General features: G+C 59.5%; 13 protein-coding genes and 3 pseudogenes. 6 read left to right on the top strand and 10 right to left on the bottom strand.

The features are described 5' to 3' along the window. Positions 1 to 378 precede the first annotated feature (378 nt). Positions 379 to 970, bottom strand: a pseudogene (locus tag N2599_RS20160) (SOS response-associated peptidase). A gap of 59 nt (positions 971 to 1,029) precedes the next feature. Here N2599_RS20160 and N2599_RS20155 point away from each other — a divergent pair. The 4 genes from N2599_RS20155 to N2599_RS20140 all read left to right on the top strand — a co-directional run bounded on the left by N2599_RS20155 (position 1,030) and on the right by N2599_RS20140 (position 3,835). After that, complete coding sequence (locus tag N2599_RS20155) at positions 1,030 to 1,536, top strand: SOS response-associated peptidase family protein (protein ID WP_027510670.1); 507 nt, start codon at positions 1,030 to 1,032, stop codon at positions 1,534 to 1,536. Positions 1,537 to 1,918: 382 nt separating this feature from the next. Next, positions 1,919 to 2,341: an ATP-binding cassette domain-containing protein gene (locus N2599_RS37860; protein WP_063829605.1), complete on the top strand. Its 423-nt coding sequence runs from the start codon at positions 1,919 to 1,921 to the stop codon at positions 2,339 to 2,341. A 109-nt stretch (positions 2,342 to 2,450) separates the two neighbouring features. Next, positions 2,451 to 2,795: a 6TM ABC transporter family protein gene (locus tag N2599_RS20145; RefSeq protein ID WP_027510669.1), complete on the top strand. Its 345-nt coding sequence runs from the start codon at positions 2,451 to 2,453 to the stop codon at positions 2,793 to 2,795. Positions 2,796 to 2,914: 119 nt separating this feature from the next. Further along, on the top strand, positions 2,915 to 3,835 hold the full coding sequence (locus tag N2599_RS20140) for a LysR family transcriptional regulator (protein ID WP_027510668.1): 921 nt from the start codon (positions 2,915 to 2,917) through the stop codon (positions 3,833 to 3,835). Here the strand turns inward: N2599_RS20140 and N2599_RS20135 are convergent. From N2599_RS20135 to N2599_RS20115, 3 genes and pseudogenes are all read right to left on the bottom strand, one after another. After that, positions 3,832 to 4,026, bottom strand: a complete 195-nt coding sequence (locus N2599_RS20135; RefSeq protein ID WP_027510667.1) for a hypothetical protein — start codon at positions 4,024 to 4,026, stop codon at positions 3,832 to 3,834. The two genes, N2599_RS20140 and N2599_RS20135, sit on opposite strands and share 4 nt — an antisense overlap. Positions 4,027 to 4,361: 335 nt before the next feature. After that, positions 4,362 to 5,933 carry an ABC transporter ATP-binding protein gene (locus tag N2599_RS20125; protein ID WP_245209255.1) on the bottom strand — a complete coding sequence of 524 codons (1,572 nt, stop codon included), beginning with the start codon at positions 5,931 to 5,933 and terminating at the stop codon, positions 4,362 to 4,364. Positions 5,934 to 6,343: 410 nt separating this feature from the next. After that, positions 6,344 to 6,460 (bottom strand): annotated as a pseudogene (locus N2599_RS20115) (ISAs1-like element ISPto5 family transposase); the annotation flags it as partial. Between the two features lie 41 nt (positions 6,461 to 6,501). Here N2599_RS20115 and N2599_RS38195 point away from each other — a divergent pair. After that, positions 6,502 to 6,597, top strand: a pseudogene (locus N2599_RS38195) (Y4lK-related protein); the annotation flags it as partial. 222 nt (positions 6,598 to 6,819) lie between these two features. Beyond that, entirely contained in the window at positions 6,820 to 7,380 is a 561-nt protein-coding gene (locus tag N2599_RS20110) for a GNAT family N-acetyltransferase (RefSeq protein WP_051336599.1), read from the top strand. 400 nt (positions 7,381 to 7,780) lie between these two features. Here the strand turns inward: N2599_RS20110 and N2599_RS20105 are convergent, their stop codons facing one another. From N2599_RS20105 to N2599_RS20080, 6 genes are all read right to left on the bottom strand, one after another. Then, entirely contained in the window at positions 7,781 to 8,020 is a 240-nt protein-coding gene (locus N2599_RS20105) for a helix-turn-helix domain-containing protein (protein ID WP_027510664.1), read from the bottom strand. Positions 8,021 to 8,024: 4 nt separating this feature from the next. Beyond that, positions 8,025 to 8,495 carry a DUF2975 domain-containing protein gene (locus tag N2599_RS20100; RefSeq protein ID WP_167333909.1) on the bottom strand — a complete coding sequence of 157 codons (471 nt, stop codon included), beginning with the start codon at positions 8,493 to 8,495 and terminating at the stop codon, positions 8,025 to 8,027. Positions 8,496 to 8,728: 233 nt separating this feature from the next. Further along, the gene (locus N2599_RS20095) at positions 8,729 to 9,391 is read right to left on the bottom strand and encodes an ABC transporter ATP-binding protein (RefSeq protein WP_027510662.1); all 663 of its coding nucleotides are present in this window, start codon (positions 9,389 to 9,391) and stop codon (positions 8,729 to 8,731) included. Between the two features lie 12 nt (positions 9,392 to 9,403). Then, the gene (locus N2599_RS20090; RefSeq protein WP_027510661.1) at positions 9,404 to 10,717 is read right to left on the bottom strand and encodes an efflux RND transporter periplasmic adaptor subunit; all 1,314 of its coding nucleotides are present in this window, start codon (positions 10,715 to 10,717) and stop codon (positions 9,404 to 9,406) included. Positions 10,718 to 10,726: 9 nt separating this feature from the next. Then, complete coding sequence (locus N2599_RS20085) at positions 10,727 to 13,129, bottom strand: ABC transporter permease (protein WP_027510660.1); 2,403 nt, start codon at positions 13,127 to 13,129, stop codon at positions 10,727 to 10,729. A gap of 202 nt (positions 13,130 to 13,331) precedes the next feature. Then, on the bottom strand, positions 13,332 to 13,574 hold the full coding sequence (locus N2599_RS20080; RefSeq protein ID WP_027510659.1) for a DynW-associated RiPP peptide: 243 nt from the start codon (positions 13,572 to 13,574) through the stop codon (positions 13,332 to 13,334). Positions 13,575 to 13,619: the final 45 nt, after the last annotated feature.

Raw genomic sequence — 13,619 nt, 5'->3', positions numbered from 1 at the left:
GAGTGAGAGCAAATGGATCCGGACGATGCGGTTCATAAAGCAAGTGCGAGCTGCGGTTCGTCTTTCTCATCATCATGGTCGAGGGACGAGAGGGTCACGCCCAGCAGTCGGAACAGGAAATCTTGCTCCTGGTGATCTGCGTGAAATCTCCCCACTTCACCTCAGCGTCACGGTCTTGCGCTGGCGGCCTTCACATCACTACGCGCCAGAAGATCCGTATGAATGCTTCGAGGACGACAACAACGAAAGATACCGAACAGCGCTAGCACTCTGTGATTGGCTCCGGCACGGAACCGGATTTCGCTAGCGCTGATCACCTTCGAGCGTCGGGTCGCAGCGGCAGTTAGTCGTGTCGTGCGACGACATACGCATTTTGCGTCACCCTACCTGCTCGACGTGCAGCATGCCGGGCGAAAGCGGCTTTATCAGTGACTTTGCCGGAACGGACGGGTCGAGCCAGTCAGCCCATGCGTCGCGAGCGAGAATGACGATCTGCCGATCATGGTATGGGCGCAATGTCAGGCCCGGGCTCCATGGTCAGCATCGTGAAGGCTTCCCCGACATCCTTGGTCTCACGCCAGATGCCCGCGATGCAGAAAATCGGCTCGTCCTTCTTCGTGAACAGCCATTTGTCCTTGCGCTTCTTTTCCTTCTCGGTGGGATCGGTAAACTCGTAGAAGCCGTCCGCCACGATCAGGCAGCGGTTCGACGTGAACTCACGACCGTCCGAGCGGAAGTTGTAGACAGGCCGCTTGTTCTGCCCGGGCCAGCTCCAACGCCGCTGGACCAGTTCGCCTTCGCCGCGAACGTCGTCGACCGTTCGGACGATCGGCCCCACATCGGTAATTTTGATGTCGTCGCGGGGCTCGAGGTTAGGCGCGCCCTCCCCAAACCGGATCTTGATCTTCAGGTCAGCGAAGTCCTCGACGATCGTCGCGACATCGACCTTCAAGCGATAGTCATTGCACATCGGACCTCCTTCTCGATCACGGTTGCCTCTCGACAAGGTTCTTGTTATGTTCGCATACTATGAGCGCGAAGGTTTTCGATCCCGACGCAGAGCTCGACGAACGCCGCGTCATCATAAGGCGCGAAGGCAGCAATGTTGAGATGGTCGAGCTACCTTGGGGCCTTCAGCCTCGTGAGGCTGGCGGCAAGCCCTTCACTGTGATCCGTTCGGAAGGCCGCACGTTTCCAAGCCACCGTTGCCTCGTTCCTGCCTCGGAATTTCGTCGTCGCAGGCACGGCAAACTCTTGAGGTTCTCGCTGTCGGACGGGGACTGGTTCTATTTCGCTGGCATTTGGAGACCTGCGACCCGGGATTGGCCGGAGGCCTATGCCATCCTGACGATCAGGGCGAATGAGGACATTGTCCCCTATCACGATCGCCAGATGGCGGTGCTTCGCCGGGATCAGCGAATGGAATGGCTCGACCTGGCCAAGCCGGAAGCCGAGTTGCTACGGCCGTTGCCGATGGGTACTTTTCGTGTCTTCGCCCATGAGCCCAAGTCCGACCAGATGATGCTGATCCTCTGATCGCATGGAGGAACAACAGTGCCGGTACAGTGCGCAATCGATTAGCATCAGGAGGCCATTGCGTTCAACGTGACGCCACCCGCCTGGTAGTTTTGATCAGATAGACAAGCCCTTCCGATCGAAATTTCTCTCGCGCGGTGCAGCCCCACTCGACGTCCGCCGATTTTTCGATGTGATCCGTTATAACATCTCATTGAGTCGAATAACCTGGGTGGTAGCGTCCTTGGCGTCAAATTTCAAATGATCAGATACCGACTGAGCGGCCTCCCGGCATCACTATCCTTCAACGATCTGCCTTCGACAGAATCGCGATGGCCTTCGCGGTCTGTGCGCCGCTTTGGCTCGTCGTCGGTTGGGCGCTGGGTTGGTGGGTGCGTGCGTGATGAAAGCACCTTCTGTCCGAATCCACGATCTGACGCTAACCTATCGTCGCCACCCGGCTGTCCATCATCTGAGTGGAGCTTTCAAGGCCGGTTCACTGACGGCGATTGTCGGACCCAATGGCGCCGGGAAGTCGACCTTGCTCAAAGGCATCGTCGGCGCGCTGCGGCCGGATAGCGGACGCATCCACCTCGACGGAGTCAAACGGCACGATATCGGCTACCTACCGCAGCTCATGTTCTCGCTCGCGCTCCTCTTCCGGCCGCTCGTCGCAGAGTGCCTCGACTCCGGATTCCTCCGCTCGGTGAGCGGCGCGGGCGGGTTCATCCATCTCGCATTCCTGATTCTCGCATCATTCATCCAACAAAGCACAACCTTACGCTTAAAAAACATCAGATCGCGCAATTTTCTATCTACACACTAAATACGTGTTGTCAGCGTTGGCGCGAATCTGTAACGCATACAACCGGCCTTCGAGTCAAAACGAGTTGTGTCGTGAGTTGCGATGGTCCGTTGATCCGAGAGGGGGGAAATTGCGCGAAATTTTCCAAGAGGATGACGAAACACATCCAGTGCCGTTAGCGTGGTTCACGCAGTCGACCTTGCGCTTCACGCCTTTGATTCTTGAACTAATGCTCGCCGCAGTCGTCATTCGATTGTTGGGCTTGGTCGAACCTTTCGTGTTTCAGGCGATCATTGACCGCGTACTGCCGTTTCAGCGCGAAGCGACATTAACGCTGATCGTTATTGTGCTGGTGCTGGTGCTGGTGCTGGTGATGATCACCAGTTCGACTTTGCACGTGCTGTCCAGTTATCTCGGCAACCATATGAGCAATCGTCTGGTTGCGGAATGGCGGATCGTATTTTTCACCACGTGATCGGGTTGCCACTGCGTTACCAGCAGCGCTGGCCGGTTGGCGAAATATTGGCGCGCATGCGCCCGTTCTATCTGCATGATGCAAGGCATGAAGTTAGATAGTATCTGGAATTTAGATAGATGTCCGTTTCCATGGATCAGTTGGAAGCCTTCGTTGCGGCCGCCGAACACGGGTCGTTCTCTGCCGCAGGCCGGGCTTTGCGAAAAGCGCAGTCGGCTGTCAGCACGCAGGTTGCAAATCTTGAGGAGGACCTCGGCCTCCAGCTGTTCAACCGATCAGGACGCAATCCGGTACTGACTTCGGCCGGGGAACGGCTCCTGCTTGAGGCCAAGGTGATCCTGGATCGCCGCGAGCATCTGATCGGTGTCGCCAGCAGCTTCGAAGCCCGTGTCGAGACGCGTCTGGTCGCCGCGATCGATGAGCTCTACCCGGATCGGGAATTGGGCGCAGTGTTCTCGGAGTTTGTGTCCCACTTTCCGCACGTCGAGCTCGAGCTCTTGTTTCCGATGATGGAAGATGTCAGCTGCCTTGTGTTGGATGGAAAGGCCGACGTGGGTGTTACGTGGCGTCAGTACTCTCGGCCCGCTGAACTTGGATTCCAAATCCTTGGATCGGTTCCGCTCAAAATGGTGTGCGCAAAGGATCACCCGCTGGCGAAGGCTGATGTCGGCTGGGAAGAACTCAAGCGCCACCGGCAGATCATGGTTGCCATGAGGAGCGAAGGGCGAGCAAAACAACGATTGCGAATGGCTGCGGAAGTCTGGTGGGTCGAAAGTCAATGGGTCATATTGCGGTTGGTCAGGCACGGGATCGGTTGGGCGCTTATTCCCGACCACATCATAGAACACTCGCGGTCTGCCGCCGATCTTGTGACTCCAGACCTGCAGTTTGGCGACGGCCAGTTTCCCGTCGTACTGGAAATGGTCTGGCACAAGCAACGGCCTTGCGGGCCAGCCGCAAAGTGGCTTCGCCAGCGCCTCGCCGCCACAAAAACTCGATGCCTCCGCGTGAATAGCACTTCGTTGCAGCTCGAAGACTAATCTGGCTCGCTGGGGCCCTGGCGGCCATCGACGTTCATCTGGCACTCTTGCGCGACCCATCCGCCCTTCCCGCCATTTGCCGGTGCCGCAACAGCCTCGACGCGATCCCGTCTGCCGGCCCGTCGCGCGCCATGTAGGCTTGGTACGAAGATACCGGCGAGCAGGTCCAGGATCGAAAGGTCGACATCCAAAGCCTCCCAATACAGGCCGCAGCCGCGACCAAAAATTTCGATTGCTGCGAGCTGATCGTCCGTCGCTTTCTCCAGCCCCTGCGCCAGACGCGGCGGAACGCGATGGTGCGGTCATGCGATCGAGCTGCTTGTCGTAGCGTTCCGACGCCGCACGGTTCCGTCTCGCGAGCGATCCGGCCGCGCTTCATCGCGGCATCTCAGTTCAACCATGGATTTCCCGCCATCTGTCGAGGAAGTGCTGTTGCTGCTCGGGGTATGGCGGCCTCACCTGGAGCAAGCCACGACCTTATCCCTCTCGGCGATGACGCTCCGCCGGTGGGTGATCGCGAGCACAGTCACATCCGTGGCGAGCACGCGGATATGCTCCATGATGTCGCGTTCGGTCGTCTCGTCGAGCTGGCCTCGTCGAGAAAGAGGATCGCCGGATCGCCGTAAAGCGCGCGGGCGATGGCGATGCGCTGACGTTCGCCGCCCGACAGCTTCAAGCCCCGTTCGCCTACGGTCGTCTCGAAGCCCTCGGGCAGAGCCTCGATGAAGGGCAGAATCGCCGCCTTCTCCGCCGCCCGGCGCAAGCGCTTCTCATCGCGCGGCCGGCCGAGCAGGATGTTGTCGGCCAGGCTCTCGTTGAGCAGCACGACGTCCTGCGGCACGACGGCGACCGCACTGTACCAGTCGGCCCGGTCGATGGTCGCTAGATCGACGCCATCGACAAGGATGCGACCCTGATCCGGCTCGACCGATTTCAGCGCCAGCTTGAAGATGGTCGACTTGCCGGAGCCGGTCTCGCCGACGAGGAAGGTGATCCCGCCGCGCTCGGCCGTGAAGTCGATATCCTTCACGCCACGCCCGTTGCCATAGACGTAGCCGACACCCTCGGCGACGATGCGCCCCTCGCTCGGCACGAAGGTCGACGCATGCGAGACCTGCCGCTCCTCGGGCGCCGCCCACATGGTTGCGAGCGGGACGAGGGCCGCCCGCGAGCGCGCCACGTCGTCGATGGCGTGGGCGATCATCTCGAACGGCATGTTGAGCTGCAGCAGCAGTGTGTTGAACAGCACGATGTCGCCGATGGTCAGCGCGCCGGCCTCATAGCGCGGCACGAGCAGGAGGAAGGTGACGGCGAACTGGACGGTGAGACCGAGCCCGAGGAGCGCGATGTACCCGACACGCTGCAGCACATAGGCACGCCAGTTGTCGCGCACCTCTTCGGCCTTCGCCGTGAAGCGCCGACTCATCCAGCCATGGCTGCCGAAATGCCGCAGCGTCTCCATGGCGTTCATGGCGTTGCCGACGAAGCGGGCATTCTCCTGGCCGGCCTCAATGGCCTTGTCGAGGAAGACGCGGGCCTGACGGGCGGAGATCAGCGTGAGCGTGACGGCGGCGACGCCATAAATCACGACGACCGCAGCCACCTCAATATTGATCAACGCGCCAAGGGTGATGAGCGTGAGCAGGATCTGCGTCGCGCCGGGGATGAAGACGATGAGGCCGAGCTGCACCAGCGTCGTTAGCGCCTCGCGCCCACGCGAACTCGCATTCTGGATCTCTGCCGGATTGTGCTCGACGAAGAACGCGCTGGTCTTCCTCAGGATGCGTTCAAAGAAGCGCGTGCCGCTGATGAAGCCGAGATTCTCCGCGCTCATGAAGGAGAGGTACTGCATCATGTCCTGTAGCGCCGACGAGAGCCCCAAGAGCACCGCATAGCCCACGAAGCCCCAGGCCAGCACGGCAACCGCACCTTCCTGTGGCAGGCGATCGACGAGACGCGAGAAGAGATAGGGTGCAGCGACACTGGCGACACTGGAGAGCAAGACGACGACCGCCACGAGGAGCAGCATCCAGCGGTCGGACTTCCAGTAGGCGCGGAGGATTTCGGAGATCGGGGCGAGAACGGCAGGTTTGGTCATCGGTCGGCACGGATCGGGTTCTGAGACAGCCAGACTCTCGACCGCCGAAGGACGCGGGGCCTAGTGGTGGCGGTGGTGGCGGGCATACCTTAGTGGACTATGTTCTCCGGCCGTTGAGTATATCAAGTTAGGTAGTATCTGGAATTTAGATAGATTTCCGTTTCCATGGATAAGTTGGAAGCCTTCGTTGCGGCCGCCGAACACGGTCGTTCTCAGCCGCGGATGGAAGTTAGCGGTTTCTATTTGATGTGATGTCCGGCGCCGCGCGCCAGATAGCGCGGGTCGTGGCCACCGCTTGCGTCATTCGACCCACACAACAGCGAGTACATCGCTCCTATATGTGAGCTTTGAGAGCGGTTCTTAAAGCTCCAGGACTCGTTTCCGGTTTCGACAATCTCGCAGTGATGGGTCAGAAGCTTGGGAATGGCGACGATTTCATTGGACTTCTGCGCCACCTTGACCTGCCCGAGCACCAGGCGCTGACGGGCGGCGAAGCCCGAGACCAGGTGAATGGGGTTCAGGCCGCCTTCTTGACGGATACTGTAACGTAGGATGGCGGGCATGAGAAATTTCAGCATTCGTCGATGATGTGATCAAAGCGGGTTGTGATATCTGCGCCGTCGGTCACGACATGTACCTGTTAGGGGATGCTGACCTGCCGCCCGGCCGCCAGCATGGCGCTTAACCGGCCGCGATCTATCTATTCTGCAGATACTTCCTAACTTGAAAGCAGCACCAGAAGCGTAGAGAAAGCGCGCTCAGCGGGTGAAAAAGGACGGCCTCAAGGTGTCAGAGATGCGCCATTTTCCCGGACAGGACGCTATCCAGCATTGACTTCGGCTGGAGAACGGCTCCTGCTTGAAGCGAAGGTGATTCTGGATCGTCTATGAACTTGTTCTCCAACCGTCAAATGCCCGCAACGATCCGCGTTGCTTTACCGTCCGATGTTACGGCTATAGCCACGGTGCATGTAGCGTCGTGGAAAGAAACGTATGATGGCCTCATGCCTGAGGCGATCCTTGCTGGCTTCTCCGTCGCCGACCGTAGGCCCAGATGGCAGAAAATCCTTGATCAAACCGATCCTGCTCTCGGAATAACGTTTGTGGCCGAGCATGATGGATCGATCGTCGGATTTGCGCACGGCATGGACCAACGATCACCGCCTCTGAGGGATCTTGGCTTCACCGGTGAGATCACCGGCATTTACATGTTGAGATCCTTCCAGCGACAGGGAATCGGCACTGCCCTAGTGAGAGCGATGGCTGAAATGCTGCAAGCTCGCCGTCACCGCGCAGCGAGCCTGTGGGTGCTGCGCGAGAATGCAGTGGCGCGCAGGTTTTATGAGAGGCTCGGCGGAGAATTAGTCAGCGAGAAAGAAGATCGCAGAGACACGATGACACTGGTCGAGGTCGCGTACGGCTGGCGCGACCTAAGCCCACTTTTGTAGGAGGTCTTTCTGTTTCGCATACTAGAATAGATTTAATGCCACCGTTTCGGTGACCTGAGAACTGCTTTGAGCCCATTCTTTGGACCGCCAGAGGCTGGAGTTTTCCGGCCTCTCTTGGAAAGCCCGATCTCTTCGATATGGGAACCGTCATCCAGTCGGCCGCGAAGCCTGTAATCGACAGTGAAGCCCCGGCCCAGAGTTTTTCGATATGAATCCATCCGAACCGGCAGGACGTGACGCAGCCGCCAAGACGCCCGCCATGATCGTTGCTTCGGGCCACGAAAACATGCTGCGCTAGCACAACTGGGCCGAACGCAGCAGCTTGATCGAACTCCGTTAGGTGCTGCGATATCGAGACGTAATCCTCCATGTCTTCGCGCGGGATGGCGTAGCTCTCGACCTAAATTCCATCGGAATTTCCGGTCTCGACATCATCGTCCGGCACATATTCGAGGATATCGCCGGGCTGGCAGGACAGATGCTTGCAGATCGCGTCCAGCGTCGAGAAACGCATCGCGCGAACGCGACCGGATCTCAGGAGCGAGATATTGCTTTCCGTGATGCCTACGGCTTCCGCAAGATCCTTTGACCGGACCTTTCGCTGCGCCAGCATCACATCAAGTCGAACGACAATTGCCATACCATCAAACCGTGTGTGACTGCTCTTCTTCCAGCTTGCGTGCCTCTTCCATAACCCAGGCGATCACGACCACGACGAAGCCGACCCCCAAGGCCACGGCTGCGCCGGAGCTGAACGAAATGCTGATGGTGCGCTCGCCAGGAGAGCCGAATCCTGCCGAGGCCAGCGACGAAAGCGGAAAATAGGCCAACTGCGTGAGGCCGAACAACAGGAGCGCCGATCCGAATTTACGGATTCGCGCGACGTTCTCAATTCCGAACATCTCGCCTTCGCCGAAAAGGACGAACAGGCGCCGAAGATGAACGAGCCCCAGCACAAGCGGCCCGCCCGCGAGAAGAACGACGGCGAGCTGAAGGAAATGGGGGGCAAGGTTGCCCGTGTTCGCCGGCGACAGCGTCAAGTACCAATGGGCGACGATCAGGATGGGGACGATGCAGGCCATCAGCCCCCAGAGCGCGGAGAAGAAGCGCCCCACCCGTCGGATTCTCGAGAGATTGTCGTCAGTCTTCAAGGCGCTCATGACAAGTCCTTCAGGTGCTTATTCCTTGTTGTAGGTCAGCAATTTATTGTTGGCAAACAGATAACCTTGCGTGAGACTAGTGCCGAGCGCGCGTCTTTCCAGAGTGCCGCTACGGTATCTTTCCTGTCTAATCGGCGGCGCACGGTCCCCTACCGTCGAGATCGTCTGCGATTTCTGGGACGAAGCGATCAGTGAAGGATGCGGCCGTCTTTCATCGAGACCATCCGATACGCCCGGCTGGCCTGTCGATCGTCATGGGTTACCATGATGACCGTTTTTCCGGTCGCGGCGATATTCTCCAGCATGTCCAGGACCTGCTCGCCATTTCCGCTGTCGAGGTTCCCGGTGGGCTCGTCAGCTAGAACGATGGCGGGATCGCCAACGAGAGCCCTCGCGATCGCTGCCCGCTGCTGCTGGCCGCCCGAGAGCTGCGCCGGATAGTGGCGGGCGCGGGCGTCGAGCCCTACCGCTTTCAGAGCGCTCATACTGCGATCACGGCGTTCGGCTCTGGCGATACCGCGATATGTCAATCCCAGCTCCACATTCCGCTCGATGCTGAGATGGGGGATGAGGTTGAATGCCTGGAAAACGAAGCCAATATGCTTTCGGCGTAGATCAGTCAGCAAGCGATCTTTGCCTTCACTGATGTCGATGTCGGCGAACTTTATGATCCCCTCGCTTGGCGCGTCCAACAATCCCATAATGCTCAGCAAGGTTGACTTTCCCGAGCCGGAAGGTCCCATGATAGAGAGAAATTCGCCCTTTCCGACATCGAGGTTAATATCGGCCAGCGCCCGTGTTTCGAGATCTTCCGTGCGGTAGGTTTTGCCGACTTTTCTCAGCTTGATCACGTTGGTGGACTCCTAGTTGATAGAGAGGCTTTGGTAGTCCCCAAAGCCTTGGTAGCTTGAGGTGATGACGCGATCGCCTTCCTTCAGGCCGCCGACGATTTCGACGGTTTCGACCGTCCGACGACCGACCTGAATATTCCTGCGCTCGGCGGTCGAGCCGTTGACGACGAAGATCCAGTTGCCCCCTGTCGTTTCCCAGAAGGCCCCGAGAGGAATCATCAGGACGTCGGTTTCCCGCTGCGCCAGATCAAGCCGGCCGGTGATCGCCTGCCCCCTAGTGACGTTCGACATCGGAACCGATGGGTCAAATTCCGCCTCGATCTTGAATTTTCCATCCGTGATCCGGGGCGAAATGCTCGCCACGGAAAGCGTGACGGCCACGCCATCTACAGCGCCGGAAGCGCGCTGCCCAACGCGGACTCGGCCGAGGTAGAATTCGTCAAGCATAGCCTCAACCTTGAAGCCCTCGTTGTCGTCGATCTGCCCGATCGATTGCCCTGTCGCGAGATGCCGGCCAAGGCTAACGTCGAGATGGGTGAGATAGCCAGTGATCGGCGCCCGGATCACGAGCGCATCGAGCTGAGACCGGGCGGCGTCGATGGCTTCCTCAAGCCGGCTGGAGGTCTCACTGACCGAACGCTCGATGCTTTCGGCCTGCGAATTTACTCGATCTAGGGTGCGGCGACGTATCTCAAGAATCGACTTCCAGTAGGCTAGGTCCTCATTGAGGCGCTGTTCCTCGGCCGCGGGACCAACCCCGCGCACCACGAGCCGCGACTGCATGTTGTGCTGACGCTGTAGCTGCTCGACGCGATACCGCGCCTCTTCCAGGGCCGCTTCCGCGCCGGTCATCGTCTGCGAAACATTCAGCCGGAGCGCCATCTGACTGTTGAGATGATCGATGGCGCTGGATTCCTGCGTAGCGATCGACAGTTCCAGGTTGGGATTGGAGATCCTGACCAGGGGCGCTCCCACCGCAACATGATCTCCGGCCCGATGGAAGATCTCTTCAACCCGGCCATCCTGTACCATGTCCAGAAAGACCGTTTCCTGCGGAAGGATACGGCCCCTCAGTGGGATGAACTCCGTAAATGCGCCTTTCGTGGCGGTCGCGATCGTCAGGCCCTCGGTCGGGACTGCGAGCGTGGAAGCGGTTTGGACGGAAATGGTGTAGAGCGCCACCAGCGCAGCAACCAGGAGCGCGACCCCCATCCCGAGCGCATAGGGCCAGACCCGCCGCCGCCTGATGGGACGATCAGTCGCGAGCAGGACAACCTTACCCGCATCGCCCCCTAAAAATTGATCGCGCGAGAACGAATGACGCATAGCGTTGCCTTATGTCCGCAGAGCCGCTACCGGCTCGGTTCGAGCCAACTGAATCGTGTGCTGCAAGACAGCCAGCATTCCGACTGTGACCACGCCGATGGCGGTCGCCAGAAACGGATAAGGGCCCAGGGTGATGCGGTGGCTGTAACCACTGAGCCAGTACACCGCGATGAAAGCCGACGCGGGAAGACCGAGCAGAACCCCTGCAAGGATCGGCATGAAGAACCGCATTGAGACATAGGCTGTGACATTGCCGCGCGTGGCGCCCAACGCCCGCCGAATAGCGATCTCCCGGCGCTGCCGCACAGACAGAAGAGAGGTGAGCGCATAGATGCCGAGGCATGACGTGACGATCGCGACGATGCTGACTGCGACGAGAACGCGTCTGGACTGCTCAAGGGGCCGATAGAGGTCAGCAAGCCTGTCGTCGAGAAAGCGCCCATTCATTGCCCTCTCGTTGGTCACTTCCAGCCAGACTGAATTGATCTGGTCGATCACCGCCGGCTCCCATGGATTGTCGATCGCAATCGATACGAACCGGCCGCGCTCGGCCACCGGGAAGTAGACAATGGGCTCGGGCGGCAGATCGACGGATTTCATCGTGATATCGGGCACCACGCCCAGAACCTCGAACGGAACCGGCCCCTGGGGTCCCATCATGGCGATCGACGTTCCGATCGCGGATCGAGCGTCGCGGAAGCCGAGAACGGGAAGCGCCGCTTCGCTGAGAACTGTGACCTGTCCTCCTGCCTGCGCGGCATCGGTATCGGGGAAGAGCCTGCCGGCAACAGGGGCGAGGCCATAGGTGTCGAAGAACGCCGAATCGACCGCGTTGGACGGGAAACCGCTCGGCGCTGCCTGGCCCAACTCCTGGTTCATCAGGCCGACCATCGAAGTCGTGAAGTTTGTCGGAACGATCTCCGACAAGGATGCGGCCCGCACCCCCGGTATTCTGGACGCCTCGTCCCGGAATGTCGCAAGCATGGAAGGCGACAACGGCGCGGTGCCGCTATCGATGATGTAGACGCCGGTTCCGATCGCTTGAAGGCTCTGGCGGACAGCGAAAGTCGTCTGCCCCGCGACAACGAGAGAAAAGATCACGATTACCGTCGCAAGACCGAACTGCACAATGATAGGAATGGACTCCCAGGCTGCTTTCCGCTTTGGCATCTCCTGTTTGAGGGAGACGACCGGCGGCATGCGCGCGACCGCGCCCGCTGGCAGCATCGTGGCAGCGGTAGCGACCAGGGCCACAATGACGGGCGGTGCAAGGAGGAGCAGGAGATCCGTCGCGGTCACCAGGATTGTGACGCCCAGCACGGCCGAGATTATCGGATGGGCAGCCAGAATGAGCGAGGCGGCAAGCGTCATCGACGCAGCTGTTATGGCCGCGCCCTCACGCAGGTTCCCTAGCATGATCTGAAGCCGCGTCGCTCCGAACGACCGGCGAACGCCGTATTCGAGAGTCCGAGCCTCGGCCTGCGAAATCATCAGCACCGAGAAGTTGATGCAGACGATGACGACAATCATCGTAGCGATGGCAACCAGAACGCCGATCATCGTCCGGCTTCCCCCCGGCTTCAGCTCGCCAGACGGGAAATTGTTCAGGTGGATCTCCGTGACGGGCATCATCCCAAGGACCGGATTCACCACGGACGCCTGTTCTGGCGGCATGATCGGCGTCGTCACAAGCAGATTGGAGAGCTGCACCGCTACCTCTTTCGCCGCGATGCCGTCATCCAGCCAAAAATAGGTGTACGCGATGCTCTCGCTGGGGCCTGCGGATTGGAACTGCCGGTTCAGAACGGTGAACGGCGACGCGCTGCTGACAAGCAGATTGAGATGTAGATGGGTGTTCTCTGGCACCGATCGCAACACGCCTGTCACCTGGAGGCTGTCGCCCGTGTCAAGCTCAAGCGTCTGGCCGATCGGGTTGGCCGTGCCGAAGTATTTCTGCGCAGCCTGCTGCGAAAGCACGGCGTTACCCGGCGCCTGAAGTGCGTGTGCGAGGCTCCCCGGGCGCAACTCCAGACCGAACGCCTCCAGGAAATTCTCGTCTACGACCTGCACGGTTTCGGAAAACCTTTCCCCGTTCCGCGAGATGACCATGTTCTCTCGCGAAAGGCGGGTGACCTCTTCAACGCCCGGCAAACCCTTCAGCGGATCGGCAAGTCGGGGGCTGACAGCGGGCAGAGGGATCTTTCCCGCGCCGGGCGGCGAGATCGTTACGAAGAGCCGATACGCTTGGCCGCTGTTACGAACCCAGGTGTCGGAGGAGAGATCAGTCGTGACGATGAGGATGCACAATCCGACGGCCACAAACGCAACCGTCGTGCCCATGAAATTGACGATGATCGGGACGAAATCCTTTGCCGTCCTTATGCCGAAGAATTCCCGAAATCGATGCTGCATCACAACCTCGCAGTCTCATGCTGCGCCGAAGCGTCCCTGGGCGCTGGCTGGACTCACCTCGACAACCGTTCGCAAAATAGTATTATTCAGCAATTTCTTTCTGTCAAACAGAAACTCTCCTCAGGTTGGCCGCGCCCGAGGAGAGCTGAATCGCGTGGTTCACGTGAAGATGCCCTATGAATTTGGCCGCCCGTCGGCGGGATCAGAACCGGTAGTTCCAGATGTTGAAGCTCCACATTGTCGGCGCGGTGCCGTCACGGAAGGCTTCATCGAACTGCGCATCGACCATATCGGGCTTGAGCTTCGTCGGCTCGACGGGCAGGCGGTCCAGAGCGGTTTGAAGCATCCGCGAGACCAGCTCCTGTTGACGAGGCGAAAGGCTCTTGCTGTGGTCGCGAACGCGCTTCGCCATATCCTGGCGCGCGTCAAGAAGTGCAGCGTCCATGCTGTCTCTCCTTTTCTGGGCGGGGTTGCATAGATCGCGGAACGT

It is taken from the genome of Rhizobium sullae (assembly GCF_025200715.1).
GTDB lineage: Bacteria > Pseudomonadota > Alphaproteobacteria > Rhizobiales > Rhizobiaceae > Rhizobium > Rhizobium sullae.
Note: the sequence above shows the minus strand (reverse complement) of the source record. Positions and strands in the feature narration are given on the sequence as shown.